12 protein-coding genes and 1 pseudogene are annotated in these 14,415 nt (G+C 37.9%); 5 read left to right on the top strand and 8 right to left on the bottom strand.

Features of this window, described 5'->3' with window-relative positions; all coding sequences use genetic code 11:
- Positions 1-86 precede the first annotated feature (86 nt).
- Together fusA and rpsJ are read left to right on the top strand one after the other, a co-directional pair.
- Positions 87-2,210 carry an elongation factor G gene (fusA, locus tag EDC17_RS10960; protein WP_132778115.1) on the top strand — a complete coding sequence of 708 codons (2,124 nt, stop codon included), beginning with the start codon at positions 87-89 and terminating at the stop codon, positions 2,208-2,210.
- A gap of 76 nt (positions 2,211-2,286) precedes the next feature.
- A complete protein-coding gene (gene rpsJ / locus EDC17_RS10955; protein WP_039053489.1) occupies positions 2,287-2,592 on the top strand; it encodes a 30S ribosomal protein S10 in 306 nt (101 codons plus the stop codon).
- Positions 2,593-2,755: 163 nt separating this feature from the next.
- Here rpsJ and EDC17_RS10950 read toward each other — a convergent pair whose 3' ends face one another.
- Positions 2,756-3,385 carry an outer membrane beta-barrel protein gene (locus tag EDC17_RS10950; protein WP_132778114.1) on the bottom strand — a complete coding sequence of 210 codons (630 nt, stop codon included), beginning with the start codon at positions 3,383-3,385 and terminating at the stop codon, positions 2,756-2,758.
- A gap of 198 nt (positions 3,386-3,583) precedes the next feature.
- The gene (locus EDC17_RS10945; protein ID WP_132778142.1) at positions 3,584-4,243 is read right to left on the bottom strand and encodes a DsbA family oxidoreductase; all 660 of its coding nucleotides are present in this window, start codon (positions 4,241-4,243) and stop codon (positions 3,584-3,586) included.
- Positions 4,244-4,440: 197 nt separating this feature from the next.
- Here EDC17_RS10945 and EDC17_RS10940 point away from each other — a divergent pair.
- A pseudogene (locus tag EDC17_RS10940) lies at positions 4,441-5,955 on the top strand (IS1182 family transposase); the annotation flags it as partial.
- A gap of 199 nt (positions 5,956-6,154) precedes the next feature.
- Here the strand turns inward: EDC17_RS10940 and EDC17_RS10935 are convergent.
- The gene (locus EDC17_RS10935; RefSeq protein ID WP_132778113.1) at positions 6,155-6,778 is read right to left on the bottom strand and encodes a porin family protein; all 624 of its coding nucleotides are present in this window, start codon (positions 6,776-6,778) and stop codon (positions 6,155-6,157) included.
- A gap of 199 nt (positions 6,779-6,977) precedes the next feature.
- On the opposite strand from EDC17_RS10935, the gene EDC17_RS10930 reads away from it, so the two are divergent.
- A complete protein-coding gene (locus tag EDC17_RS10930; RefSeq protein WP_132778112.1) occupies positions 6,978-7,694 on the top strand; it encodes a 3-ketoacyl-ACP reductase in 717 nt (238 codons plus the stop codon).
- 270 nt (positions 7,695-7,964) lie between these two features.
- Here the strand turns inward: EDC17_RS10930 and EDC17_RS10925 are convergent, their stop codons facing one another.
- The 4 genes from EDC17_RS10925 to EDC17_RS10910 form a co-directional block, all read right to left on the bottom strand.
- A complete protein-coding gene (locus EDC17_RS10925; RefSeq protein WP_132778111.1) occupies positions 7,965-8,453 on the bottom strand; it encodes a hypothetical protein in 489 nt (162 codons plus the stop codon).
- Positions 8,454-8,528: 75 nt separating this feature from the next.
- Entirely contained in the window at positions 8,529-9,029 is a 501-nt protein-coding gene (locus EDC17_RS10920; RefSeq protein ID WP_132778110.1) for a hypothetical protein, read from the bottom strand.
- A 1-nt stretch (position 9,030) separates the two neighbouring features.
- On the bottom strand, positions 9,031-9,444 hold the full coding sequence (locus EDC17_RS10915) for a hypothetical protein (protein WP_132778109.1): 414 nt from the start codon (positions 9,442-9,444) through the stop codon (positions 9,031-9,033).
- 173 nt (positions 9,445-9,617) lie between these two features.
- On the bottom strand, positions 9,618-10,502 hold the full coding sequence (locus EDC17_RS10910) for an AraC family transcriptional regulator (RefSeq protein ID WP_132778108.1): 885 nt from the start codon (positions 10,500-10,502) through the stop codon (positions 9,618-9,620).
- Positions 10,503-11,643: 1,141 nt separating this feature from the next.
- On the opposite strand from EDC17_RS10910, the gene EDC17_RS10905 reads away from it, so the two are divergent.
- Complete coding sequence (locus EDC17_RS10905) at positions 11,644-12,285, top strand: DUF4272 domain-containing protein (protein WP_132778107.1); 642 nt, start codon at positions 11,644-11,646, stop codon at positions 12,283-12,285.
- Positions 12,286-12,561: 276 nt separating this feature from the next.
- On the opposite strand, the gene EDC17_RS10900 is transcribed toward EDC17_RS10905, so the two are convergent.
- Positions 12,562-13,026, bottom strand: coding sequence for a hypothetical protein (locus EDC17_RS10900; RefSeq protein WP_132778106.1), 465 nt, complete (start codon positions 13,024-13,026; stop codon positions 12,562-12,564).
- Positions 13,027-14,415 lie beyond the last annotated feature (1,389 nt).

Here is a 14,415-nt window from a genome sequence, read left to right as displayed (position 1 = left end):
CGATGAGCAAATTATTGTTTGTCAAGGTCGGTGTACTTATTTAAAGTTAAAAAACAAAAGCCTTACGGCAAATTGCAAATATTAAGATGGCAAGAGATTTAAAATTCACTAGAAATATCGGTATCGCTGCCCACATCGATGCTGGTAAAACTACTACCACTGAGCGTATTCTTTACTACTCAGGTGTAAACCATAAATTAGGTGAAGTACACGAAGGTGCTTCTACGATGGACTGGATGGAGCAAGAGGCTGAGCGTGGTATCACAATCACTTCTGCTGCTACTACAGTATTCTGGAACTACAGAAACAACAAATACCAAGTTAACGTAATCGATACTCCTGGACACGTGGATTTCACGGTTGAGGTAAACCGTTCGTTACGTGTATTAGATGGATTAGTATTCTTATTCTCTGCAGTAGATGGTGTTGAGCCTCAATCAGAGACTAACTGGCGTTTAGCAGATGGATACAAAGTTCCTCGTATTGGTTTCGTAAACAAAATGGACCGTTCAGGTGCTGACTTCTTGAAAGTTGTAAAACAAGTAAAAGAAATGTTAGGTTCTGAAGCGGTAGCTTTACAATTACCTATCGGTGCTGAAGACACTTTCAAAGGTGTAGTTGACTTAATCAACAACCGTGGTATCATATGGAATGAGCACGATAAAGGTATGACTTTTACAGAAGTGCCTATTCCTGAAGATATGGTTGAGGAAGTAGCTGAATACCGTGAGAAATTATTAGAAGCAGTAGCAGGTTATGACGAATCTTTGATGGAGAAATTCTTCGAAGATCCTAACTCATTGACTGAGCGTGAAATCTTAAATGCTTTACGTGCTGCTGTATTAGATAACTCTATCGTTCCTATGGTTTGTGGTTCATCTTTCAAAAACAAAGGTGTACAAACTATGTTGGATCTAGTAATGGAGTTATTACCTTCACCATTAGATGTTGAGGCTGTAAACGGTACTCACCCTGACACTGGAGAAGAAATTAGTCGTAAACCAGATGTGAAAGAACCTTTCGCAGCTTTAGGTTTCAAAATTGCTACTGACCCATTCGTAGGTCGTCTATGTTTCATCCGTGCTTACTCTGGTAAGTTAGATGCTGGTTCTTATGTATTGAACACACGTTCAGGTAACAAAGAGCGTATCTCTCGTATCTTCCAAATGCACGCGAACAAACAAAACCCTATCCCATTCATCGAGGCTGGTGATATCGGTGCTGTTGTAGGTTTCAAAGACATCAAAACTGGTGATACATTGTGTGATGAGAAAGCTCCAATCGTATTGGAAACAATGACTTTCCCTGAGCCAGTTATCGGTTTAGCTATCGAGCCTAAAACTCAAGCTGACGTAGATAAATTAGGTATTGGTCTTGGTAAATTAGCTGAAGAGGATCCTACTTTCGTAGTGAAATCTGACGAAGAAACTGGTCAAACAGTTATCTCAGGTATGGGTGAGCTTCACTTAGAGATCTTGATCGACCGTTTGAAACGTGAATTCAAAGTTGAGGTAAACCAAGGTGCTCCTCAAGTAGCATACAAAGAGTCTATCAACGGTACTACTGAGCACCGTGAAGTATACAAAAAACAATCAGGTGGTCGTGGTAAATTCGCGGATATCAAAGTTGTTATCTCTCCAGTGGATGAAGATTACGATACTTCAAAATCAGCTTTACAATTCGTAAATGAAATCGTAGGTGGTGCTATTCCTAAAGAATACATTCCTTCAGTTCAAAAAGGATTTGAAGCTTCATTAAATAACGGTGTACTTGCGGGTTACCCTCTATCAGGAATGAAAGTTCGTTTGATTGATGGTTCATTCCACGCAGTCGATTCAGATTCATTGTCATTCGAATTGGCAGCGAAAATGGCGTACCGTGAAGCATTGCCTAAATGTTCTCCAGTGTTGATGGAGCCTATCATGAAAGTGGAGGTATTGACACCAGAAGAAAACATGGGTGATGTAATGGGTGATTTGAACCGTCGTCGTGGTCAGATGCAAGGTCTTGACTCACGTAATGGTGCACAAGTAATCAAAGCGTTAGTACCACTTTCAGAAATGTTTGGTTATGTAACTCAATTACGTACTATCACTTCAGGTCGCGCTACTTCTACAATGGAATTTGATCACTATGCTGAAGCGCCTCGTAACGTAGCTGAAGAAGTAATCGCTAAATCTAAAGGTAGAATTAAAGGTTCTGTAGAATAATAGAACTTTATTAAAATAAACCGATCTCCTATTGTGAATAGCTCTAATAGGAGGTCATTTTAAAAACAAATATAAAATGAGCCAAAGAATCAGAATCAAATTGAAATCTTACGATTACAATTTAGTTGACAAATCAGCTGAGAAAATCGTAAAAACAGTAAAACCTACAGGTGCAGTAGTTTCAGGACCTATTCCTCTTCCTACTGAGAAAAAAATCTATACAGTTTTACGTTCACCACACGTTAACAAAAAAGCACGTGAGCAGTTCCAATTATGTTCTTACAAAAGACTTTTGGATATCTACTCTTCAAATGCTAAAACTGTTGACGCATTGATGAAACTTGAATTACCTTCAGGTGTTGAAGTTGAAATCAAAGTGTGATAGATTTCAGTACTGAAAAAAGAAAATCCTTCTCCCATAAAAGAGAAGGATTTTTTTGTTAGTCAAGAGTACCTCATCCGGTAATCGCATAATACTAGATAAAAAAAATCCTCATAAACAGTATGCTTATGAGGATTTTTCCAAACTAATGGTACGCTATAAACTAGAATTTGAATGTTAATCCAAATTGTGCTGTATTAAAGAAGTTATTAAACTCATTAATATTAACACCGAATTCATTCACTGCTTTAGCACCATCTGCATCTGTTTTAGATGTGTTGAAACCAATTACATTTGCAAAAGCAAAGTTCAACGCTACTTTATCAGTCAAAAAGTAGTTAGCACCGATACCGGCATTTACACCGAATTTGTTTGTTTTTGGGCTATCTGTCGTATTATCTCCAACCGTCAATTCTGATTTAGAATGGTTGTAATCCGCATTCAATTCCGCATAAGTTTTGAAACGTGAGCCTAATTCTAAGAAGTAATATCTACCAAATAAACCAACTCCTACATTGTTGTCTTTAGATTTTCTATCAATACCATATTGATCTTCTGTTTCTGTACCTACGTTAAAGTTGATACCCGCAGCTAACTTATCGGTAAAGAAGTAACCTACTTTTGGAGTAAAATCAAAAGATGATCTTTTAACTTCCGTATTTTTGTTGTCCCGAGAATTGAAACCTAAATTGCCTTCCACAATTACATTTCCTTTGCCAAATCCCATCTCTTGAGCTTGTGAAGCGAATGCTAAACCTGCGACTGCAGTAAGTGTAAGTAATACTTTTTTCATATCTAATATTTATTAAATTACATGACAAATATACTGCTGACTTGTAAAATAAAAAAGTCAGTAAGTCAGTAAAATGTCAATAAAATTAGCTGTCGCATTAAACACCTATCCATCAACGACATAATATTACTTAAGATATATAGTTAGCCACTCGCCGTACACATCTTTCCACATCGCAAACGCTCCTCTCCACGTATTTTAATTTGCAGAAGAGGTGCCTTCTTGCCACTCTTCCACCGCCTTTTGCAGTGTTTGCTCAAATAACTCTAACGGCTGAGCGCCGGATACGGCATATTTTCGGTCATACACGAAGAAAGGAACTCCCTGAACCCCTATTTGACGCGCTTCGTGAATATCCATCTTGACTTCATCATCCAACGAACCCTCAGCAACAGCTTTTTCATAAGCATTCGCATCTGCCCCGACTCGCTCCGCTATATCTTTTAATACTTCGATATCATCGATATTCTTCCCTTCGGTGAAATAGCTTTGAAATAATAATTCTTCTACTTCATCTTGTTTTCCAAATTGTTTGGCAAAATGAGTGAGTACGTGCGCTTTGAACGAATTAGCGACTATGGATTTATCAAAGTTATACACAAGACCTTCTTGAGCAGCCATTTGAGTTACCTGCGCATTGAGGGATTGTGCCTGCGCTAACGGCATCCCTTTATGTTGCGCCAGATAGTCATAAATGCGAATGGAGGTATCCGTTTGTAGGTCCGGATTAAGCTGAAAACTTTTCCATTCAATATCAACTTTATCTTTGAGCGCGGTGTTTTCTAGTGATTTTTCGAATCTGCGTTTACCAATATAGCAAAAAGGACACATGATGTCGCTCCATATTTCAATCTTCATTTTATTCATAATGATATCCTTTTATTTATACTTGAAGATACGGCGTTGGCCCCAATTTTTGGTCACAAAAGCGTATAAATAAAAAAGAGACCGTCTAAAAAGGTTTCTTAAAGAAAGAACCCCGTCATTAAAAAAATGGCGGGGTTTATGTTTTTTGTCCTCAATTTGTTGTAAATGAGGTGCAACCAAAAAACGATATGAAAGTACAATTTAAAGCCTTACCATCCAATAGTCCAAGTTTATTTCCTGAGAATATTTTTGAGAAGATCTCACCGAATCATCCTGTGCGCCTAGTTAATCAGGTTGTTAATAATCTGAACTTAGATCATATCATTAAATTATATAAAGGAGGCGGGACTACGAGCTATCATCCCCGCATGCTTATCAAGGTTCTATTTTACGCGTATTTGAATAATATCTATTCCTGCCGTAAAATCGAGAAAGCACTTGGAGAGAATATATATTTTATGTGGCTTTCGGACAATAGTACTCCGGACTATCGTACGATTAATTATTTTCGTGGTAAACGGCTCAAGGGCGTTATTCAAACACTTTTTGGTGATATCGTCCGCATGCTTCATGAATTAGAATATGTCAGTCTGAAGGTTCAGTATATTGATGGCACCAAGCTTGAATCTGCGTCGGGTCGTTATACGTTTGTTTGGAAGAAATCCGTTGAAAAGAATAAGGCTAAGCTAGAAGCTAACATCACATCCATACTGGCCGAGATTGATGAGCAGATTAAACAGGACCAATCTGAGCTAAGCAGAGAAGACACTCCCAAACCTATAGATAGTAGTGAGCTGAAGAAGAAAATGGATCAGCTTAATGCAGATATCCAAGAAAAAAGTAAGGCTACGCAGAAACACCTCAAAAAACTGGAAGAAGACTATCTTCCTCGATTAGAGAAATATGAACAGCAGTTGGAAATTCTAGGTGACCGTAATAGTTACAGTAAAACCGATCCAGAGGCTGTATTCATGCGTATGAAAGATGATCATATGAAGAATGGTCAACTAAAACCGGCTTATAATACCCAGATCAGCACAGAAAATCAATTCATCACCCACTACAGTATTCATCAGACAACAGCCGACACCGTTACCCTAGCGTCGCATTTAGACAGTTTTGAAGCGCAGTATCAGATGCAGAGTGAAGAAATTGTAGCTGATGCAGGCTATGGTAGTGAACAGAATTATGAATTAATGGAGGGTAAGGGAATAGTTTCGTATGTGAAGTATAATTACTTTCATATGGAGCAAAAGAGAAAGCAAGAGACCAATCCCTTTCTGGTACAAAATCTCTTTTACAACGCGCAGGAGGACTTCTTGGTATGCCCTGCTGGACAGAAATTGACTTTATTGAAACAGGCCGAGCGAACCAGTACCAATGGATATGTCGCTCAAGTCAGTATTTACCAAGCTCAGCGTTGTGAGGGATGCCCCATGCGGGGACAATGTCATAAGGCAGAGGGAAATAGAACAATTGAAATTAATCATCGGCTAGCCCAACTAAAAGCCCAGGTTAAAGAGAGATTGCTTTCTGAAAAAGGTCTTTACCATCGGAGTAAACGGCCGGTCGAAGTGGAAGCCGTTTTTGGGCAATTGAAAAGTAACAATAAGTTCAATAGATTTACAATGCGAGGATTGGAGAAAGTCGATATTGAGTTTGCATTAATGGCAATTGCTCATAATCTACGAAAATGGGTGAAAATGACTAAAAACACCTCTCTAAACTCTTCTATTAACACTAAAACAGACTCCAAAACTGTCAATACTTACAAAATATCCAAAATATCCCCAATATCGAAGTATGCAGCTTAACAATTAGAAGTTTTCTTAAAAATCGAAATTAACGAAAGAAGCTGCATTTTTGGACAGCTTCCTCTATACAATTAATCTCTAAAGTATTCTAAAATTGAAAACCTATTCCTACGGAGAACACCTTATTTTTCATTGCCACATCTCCCTCAACATCCTTCAACATATTCGCTAGTCCTAGACCATACCCTGCATTGATAAGAAATCCATTGCTTAGTCTATAGCCACCTAAAAAATTCACCCCAGCATCAAAAGCATTTAAATCCATCTCATTGAAGCTACCGCTTTCCGACAGACTTCCTGTTTTAGCTTTAACAGATACACCATAGGCTGCATATGGTCCGGCGCCTAGAAACACATTACCCGGTCCGGCAGGAATATTATATACAAAATTCAAAGGTACTTCTATATACATTAAATTTACTGTGCCACTGGTAGCATCTGTTTCGAAATCAATATATTCATCCGTAGTAAATTTACCACCTTTGTTTTGTAAGGAGATTCCGGGTTGGAAACTAAAATTACTTGCAACCGGAACATCGGCATACCCTGTCAAATAAAAACCTGTAGCCGCATCGGACGTATAGGACATTGAGCCACCTGTAAGTGACAATTTAGGAAATGTAACACCCCCTTTCAGACCATAGGAAGTCTGTGCATACGAAGCTGTTGCAATACCTAATGCCGCAGCCAATAAAAGTAAATTCTTTTTCATAATCTAGTATTAAAGTTTATCCTAAATTAATACATTTTTATCAAATAGAAATCAAAACTCTCTTTTTTACAGGATGTTATCATAGAAGTAACTCCCAAAAAGCTAATCTTGTCTTACTAGTAATGAAAGGGACTGTAATAATTCCTTCATTTTTTCCAGAGAATCTATACCCTCTCCCCATGATTTGCTAACTTCGAACATGGAAAATTTACAAGGAAAATATGCCCTAATTACAGGTGCTGGACGTGGGTTAGGAAAAGCTACAGCCTTAGCATTTGCGCAAGAAGGCATCAACGTGGCTATCACAGGCCGTAACGAATCAAAATTAATCGAAACAGTAAAAGAAATCGAAGCTTACGGTGTCAAAGCAACTTATAAAGTTTTTGATATCGCTAACTACGATGAGGTAGAAGCAGCGATCGCAGAGTTGAATACTGAGTTTGGAAAGTTTGATATCTTGGTAAATAATGCGGGTATTGCGGCTTTTGGTTCACTGTTGGATATGGATCCCAAAACTTGGGTTGACATTGTAAATACCAATCTCTTGGGGACATATTTTGTGACTAAAGCGGTACTTCCTCAATTAATCGAGAAGAACGAAGGCGATATCATCAATGTATCTTCTACAGCGGGAGTCAACGGTGCTGCTACGACATCTGCATATAGCGCTTCCAAATTTGGGGTGATTGGTCTATCGGATTCCTTGATGCGCGAAGTGCGTAAAAATAACATTCGCGTATGTACGCTTATGCCGTCTACTATTGCTTCGGATATGTCCAAAGAACTGAAACTAACCGACGGCGATCCGGATAAAGTATTGCAGCCAGAAGACTTTGCTGAACTCATCGTGGCCAACTTAAAATTACCACGCCGCGCCATGTTAAAATCGGCTTCACTCTGGTCAACAAACCCTTAATAAATAAAAAAGACGGCTTAAAGCCGCCTTTTTTGGTATTGATATAGTGGTTTGGTTTGGTTCCCTTATAATTTTATTTATCCTTGACACATCGGACGGGATTGGCTCTCAGCACATCTGCCCCACCTCCATTGTTAGAAGAGAAATAATCCCTTGTAAATTGGTACGAAAACCCAATGTTACCATTTTACCTGAATGCCAATAGACGCCTGTTGTACCAAGAGAAGAAGGTATGCCCAAATTATACATTCCTGCATACGGCAAGAACAATTATTTATCTTGATCCGATGGATTAGGTACAGTACCTGTACTGAAATACAAGCCTTTGACTAGTCCCGTAGGCGTTTTATAATTTCCTTCGACAAACTTCTTTTTACCACCAGGCTGATACTGCTGATCCCACGCGGCAAATTGTTTTAAATTCTCCGCATCTGCAGGGCTCGGTTCGCGCCAACCTGTACCCAGCTTATTACATATATCGTCCTTAGGTTTTCCTTCGAATTTGCTTGGTATGTTCAATACCTTCTGATCTTTCATCGGTTTGTCCAAATACTTGCGTGCCGAGTTCTTATACCAATAATCTCCATATTCACCTTGATTACTAGCAGGCTTGTACTCCTCATCCTCATACACCAGATTACCCATCGCATAGATTAACAATCCAATTTCAATACCGTCGGTCGCATGTTTTTTCACCTTGATTTCAATATCATAAAAGACTCCCGGCTGAAAAGCATGCTCAATCAACGTCACATTCATCTTTTCTATATTATTAATCTTGAGACTGCGCAATTTGAGGGCTTGAACATTCCCACCATCTACAAATATTAATTGCTAAGGTGAAGTAGCCTGTAAACTATTTGAAGCTATACTGAACGGTGCTAGCGTATAAGTCGGCAACAAATCTGTAAATTGCAAAGCCACACCATTTCTCCCCTGCTTATTCAATTTGATATTAGCCTGCTGAAACACTTTCGACACTTCGAAATCTCCCACGCTATTGATCGCACCCGCACTTTCACTCGTAATCGTAGTCCTAATTTTGCAGAATGTATGCTCTAATACAAAAGCTAAATCATTCACCCCTCTTTTTAATTGCCTGTCCATCTTAGAGCAGACCATTGCATCCGTCAAGCTATTCAAGGCGATCATTACTGACTCCATGCTAGCTCCCACTTGTACATTCAAAGGGGGCAAAGCCTCTTTTTTTCCAAATGAATACACGATAAAACTATAGGTTTCCTGCGTGGAGAAGGGTACATCGAGGGGAATATCGTTCCCACATCTGTAATCCTTACTCGCCAAGAGTTTGTCCGTTTTATCAAATATTAACAATCTATATTGTACATCGCTCTAAAGTTTGTCGCTTTAGACCTGTCGGAGAGGATACTTGCGCCACTTTGCCCTTAGCGCCCTCAGCCGACGATGTAATCTTAATTCCTAAAGTGTACTCTCCCTCCCACTGGATTTCCACTTCTCGTGTCGAATTAGGGATAAGATTCGCGGCTGCGACCTTTGCTCCATTCGAGATATATTGTGCTTCAGCAACCTGTATATTCAAGGAAGCTGTATCTAAAATTGTTGTTTTCTGGCAACTCATAATAAGCCAGACCCAAGTGAATGCAAGTACTGCAACACAGACTTTCGTTCGTACAGATACCATTGTTTCAGAACCGGCCGCAAGGGCTTGCTCTATAAAGATCTTCTCAATGGTTACCGCCGGTGGCACATAGGTCTTTTTTGATGACATTTTTAATTTCAATTCGATACTTCAATACTGTATTTTTTCTTCAATACCTGAACATCTGGGTTAATAAGTTTTTCTTTCGTCAGATGTAGGAACCATCGCTCGATTCCCTCGTACACATCACAATATCAATGCATTACAAATCTACCAAAAGGTAGAAACGAATAATAAAATGGTTATTTTTGATAATAGCTAAGTAGTTCTTGTTTTCTAAATCTGTCAGGAGTCATCTCTTCATGACGCTTAAAAAACTTAGTAAAATTTGTCGGGTCCGTAAAGCCCAATTCGTACGCTATTTCCTGTATGCGCATAGAAGAAATAAGCAACAATCGCTTCGCTTCTAGCAGTAAGGTTTCTTCTAAAATATCCTTGGGCGTCTTTTCAAAAGCAATCTTGGTCGCCTTTTGTAAAGTACTCTTGGACACCTTTAATTCCTTCGTAAAATAATCCACATTATATTGCATCGAAATATTTTTTTGCACCAACAATTTAAATCGAATTGCCAAACAACGCTCCGCGACAATCACATCTTTAACAGCTTGCTTTTCACATTCACGATGAAGCATATTCAATAAAGCTTCGATCAGACGCTGCTGAATGATGGTGGGTTTGCAGATATGCAGCTCCGTCATTTCTAATTTTATCAAAGCAAGTAGACTATAAAGATTCACTCTGTGCGTATTCCCTATACTTATGATCAACTGCTGCGAAAGATGATTCAATAGGTTAACATTTACTTTGAAAAAATCCTTGTGGTAATACACCAAGAAAAAGTCATTACCAAAAGAAAGAATAGTTCCCGATGCATCGTTCAATTCCACGCACTGAAAAACCTGTCCCGGATTGAGAAACAACACATCGCCTTCTTTCAGATCCAATATTTCAAAATCAAGCTTATACTTAGCCGATCCCGATGTAATAAACAAGATGGAATGACAAGACACATTATACACCTTACCTTCATTCGCTAATTCATCGGAGAATAAATTATTCCACTCCCAGATCGCCAGCTTCTGGTTTTCGACGCCTATTGTCGTATGTTCGGATATAACTTTATTCATATGTTGATATTGCGATAAGAGTGTGCTATGCGATTAACTACAGCTCCGTTGTTTCATAGATAACTATACAATAATATTCAATAACTCAATGCGTGCATAGCATTTAACCCGACAAACTTGATGTTGTAGTTGTTCCGCTACACGATGTCGACAAACTTAATTTTCAATAAAAAAAAACACCGTATTAATTAAGAATCAACCAACCAAACCGATTATCTATCAATAATTTAAGGAAAAACCATCTACCTAATTATAGGTATAAATTAGGCTGCTAATAGTAAACTGCACAACAGATCCAAAATGTATTATCCTGATTCTAGGGATTTTATCTGATTTGATTAATCAGCTGTTATCGTATATTTTTACACTTTTACAAAAATAAAATATTTAAAAATACACTATAATTAAAGAGAAAATATTGTGCTACAAGCCGCTACCTTGACCTAGTAGCGGAATCTATATTCCCTATAGCGCGTCTAATATCTATGATAAAAATCTTCTGATCCAGGCTTAGAAAAGAAGTCCATATGGTCAATCCATCGTTGGTCATCTCCCCTATCCTTATGTTCTACTCGAACCGCTTTTAGATAGCTTAGGCAATAGTTTTTCGATTCTTGTAACGTTTCATTGACGCCACAAAATAAAGTCAGCACCCAAAAAATAAACCGTAATAGTTAAATTTCAAAACTTTTACTATATTTATTTTATCAAAACTTTTTTTTAGCCGATCTTTTGGAATAGATATACGTAATTGACTATGGACTTTTTTAAGAAAATCTTTGGTTCGTCTAGCAATCAAAAGAAGTCCATATGGTCAATCCATCGTTGGTCATCTCCCCTATCTTTATGTTCTGCTCGAACCGCTTTTAGATAGCTTAGGCAATAGTTTTTCTATTCTTGTAACGTTTCATTCACGCCACAAAATAAAGTCACCACCCAAAAAATAAACCGTAATAGTTAAATTTCAAAACTTTTACTATATTTATTTTATCAAAACATTTTTTTAGCCGATCTTTTGGAATAGATATACGTAATTGACTATGGACTTTTTTAAGAAAATCTTTGGTTCGTCTAGCAATCAAACAAATCCAAACCTACAGAACAAGATGATAGGCTAGCACCTTACAGACAAGTGCCATGGATGACAGACCCCCGACTTGACAACATTTCCACATGCTTACAGGCGGGTTTCATACCAGCCACTTCCTTACCGACCACCTGGGAACGCGACACACGGCCTAAACTGGAAATAGCCAAAAGACTTAACGCTATTAAAGCCATTGTCCTGTGGCTGATGGTGCCCGCGAGCGATCTACCGGACGAGAAAGTTATTCATTTTGTCCGAAACAATGGTCTGGAAGATTCTTTGACGGATAAAGAAAAAATGGTGCTGGAGGCTTCACGGGATGATGAGCAATTGAGACAGGCCATCGGATGGAAATTTGAAAATTCATGGCCCCTAGCCTGGTACTTCGGCTACGATAAACCCGAAATAACAGGACATATGATGACCGGCAAACAGATGCAGCAAATCATCCTACAGCACACCTGTCCACTTGATGAAATAATCGAAGACTGGGTGCGCGACAAGGAATCTATTGCGGAATCGGAATTGATCAAGACCGAAGATCTATTCTATTGCCTACACAATGCTGTGAGAAGTGCGCAATTGGGCAAACCCACCGTACCATCGACCTTCGATCCCATCGGCAATGGCGGCGTGATCCATGAGCGCAGGCATGCGTTGTCTTGGATGCTCTCTTCGGGGGGTGGATTGGGATGACACGGACTTAAGTACATAAAAGCGTATGCTAATGCTACACTTCTAATAATGGGGCTACGGGAGTATCCTCAACGCTGCTAAAAAAAACAGCACTTCTAAAAAGAAGGGCTGAACATCTACCAATTATTAATCCTTATCATCATATTGGGAATAGATGTAAGTTTTTGAAAGAGCTTTTTCGCCGACAAAACAATAACTTTTGAACGGTTCGAGAAAGCAACTTTGGTATAAGACTTATTCATCTAATGAGTCGACAGATCCAATAACTTGACGTTATTACAATAATGATCTCTTCTGCATATTTTCCGGATCTACCAAATCCGCAAATTCGATTGTGTAAACATCGCTATGCCGCTTCAGCGTCAGCATTAGGCTGTACACTTTGTCGCTCCACTCATTCTCTCGCGTATGTGCATTGAACTTAATCAAGCGAACCTTGAAGGCGTAATCTATGGAACAGTCTGCGGGCAGCTCAGCCTTCATACTTAATGAAACAAACTGCAGATTTTCCTTTGTCAGAAAACTTAAAGCGGTAGCATATGCCCGATCATATTGGCAGGATGCGAGAAGATCTTCACCGACTTTTTGCGCTTCTCTGGTTTGCTGCTCTTGTCTACGCGCTGTCTCCGATTTCTGCTGCGCGGCTTCTTCTTGTCGCTGGGAATAATAGCTGTAGCCCCATATCCCGCACACGATGACAACTGCTAATATCCATAGAAAAATATGCTTACCGTTTGACATGATGTACTATTTAAGGATAAGACAGACGAGCACGCTACGACGGACAGATATAGCCTCCTATATCGTCTTGCAGTATCCACAAACCGTGTTGTTTCTAATATCAAATTTCGCTTAAAAAACCGCCATATCCTTACGGGAAACCGTATTTTGGGCAGGTAAAGTGAATAACTAAAAAAAAGAAACCTATAAATATCAATCCTAAGAAATTAATGATATTGATAATAATCTCTAAATTTATTATTATTTATTTACACGTATGAGAATCTTTATTGTATAATCGGAGGAGATTCCTATTCATTTATAGTTAACTTTACACATCATTCATTCGAAATAAATTCTTGTAGTAAAATAATTGATCAAAATCAAGCTAATTTTTTTTCTATAAAACCTAAAGGAGTTTCAGGAAATGAAATTAACTCTAACAGTCAGTTTAGAGAAGATTTTAAAGTAATAAATTTTATAAGATTTGGCAAAATACCTTATGAAATAATAATAAGAACTAGTACAACAAACAGCATAAAGTATTTTGATATAATCCAAAACACTCCCAATGAAAGAATTATAGTTAATTATGGTAAAGGAGTTAGAATAAATAAAGATTTAAATTTCTATCAAATTATTTCTGTTGCTAAACTATTTGATCACATCCATAATTTAGAAGAATCCGAGTTCTTAAATTCCTATAAAGAAATTGATAAAAAAAGTATAGAAATACAAAGCTTTTACGACACATTGATTAATAATATCTTTAACGATTTAGAAAATTTAAGCAAATCTTCTGGATTAAGTAAAAGTAGATTTCAATTTGATTTTACTAACCCAAATAATACAGTTTTATTCTTTGAATCTGACACTTTTCATTTAAAAGAGAAAACCAATAAAGGAGGTTACTCAAAATTTGCTGAAGTTAGAGATAAAAATCAAATCTATAGCACCGTACTAAATAGAGCAGTAGAAGTTGTATCACCTCTTAGTTTCTTCACATTTAGAGCTTATATTCAAGGGGTTCAAATAATTATCTGCAAAAATGAAATTCTTTTTAATGGGTTTTTTATTTGCCGACTCCCAATATTTGTCATTATAATACTTATTCTCTATCCTCAGACCCGTATAATATTCCAGACGTTTCACTCCACCATAAGAGTAATATAGGTACAATTGACCTTCTTCTTCATTACTTCGACGCTTTAAATATATTTTAGGTTTTGCCATTACTCACAGTATTGCACACACTATATGTGGGGCTTTAAGGCAGGTATAAATACTAAAACTTTTAGTATTTCGTTAAAAAGTGTGTATAATCCGGAGTATATGCACCCAAAAATATCCAAAATATATCCTCTGAAAACAGAGGTTATTTCTAGACATTCTGGCAGATGTGCACCCAAT

The sequence above is a fragment of the Sphingobacterium alimentarium genome (assembly GCF_004342685.1).
Classification (GTDB): Bacteria; Bacteroidota; Bacteroidia; order Sphingobacteriales; family Sphingobacteriaceae; genus Sphingobacterium; species Sphingobacterium alimentarium.
Note: the sequence above shows the minus strand (reverse complement) of the source record. Positions and strands in the feature narration are given on the sequence as shown.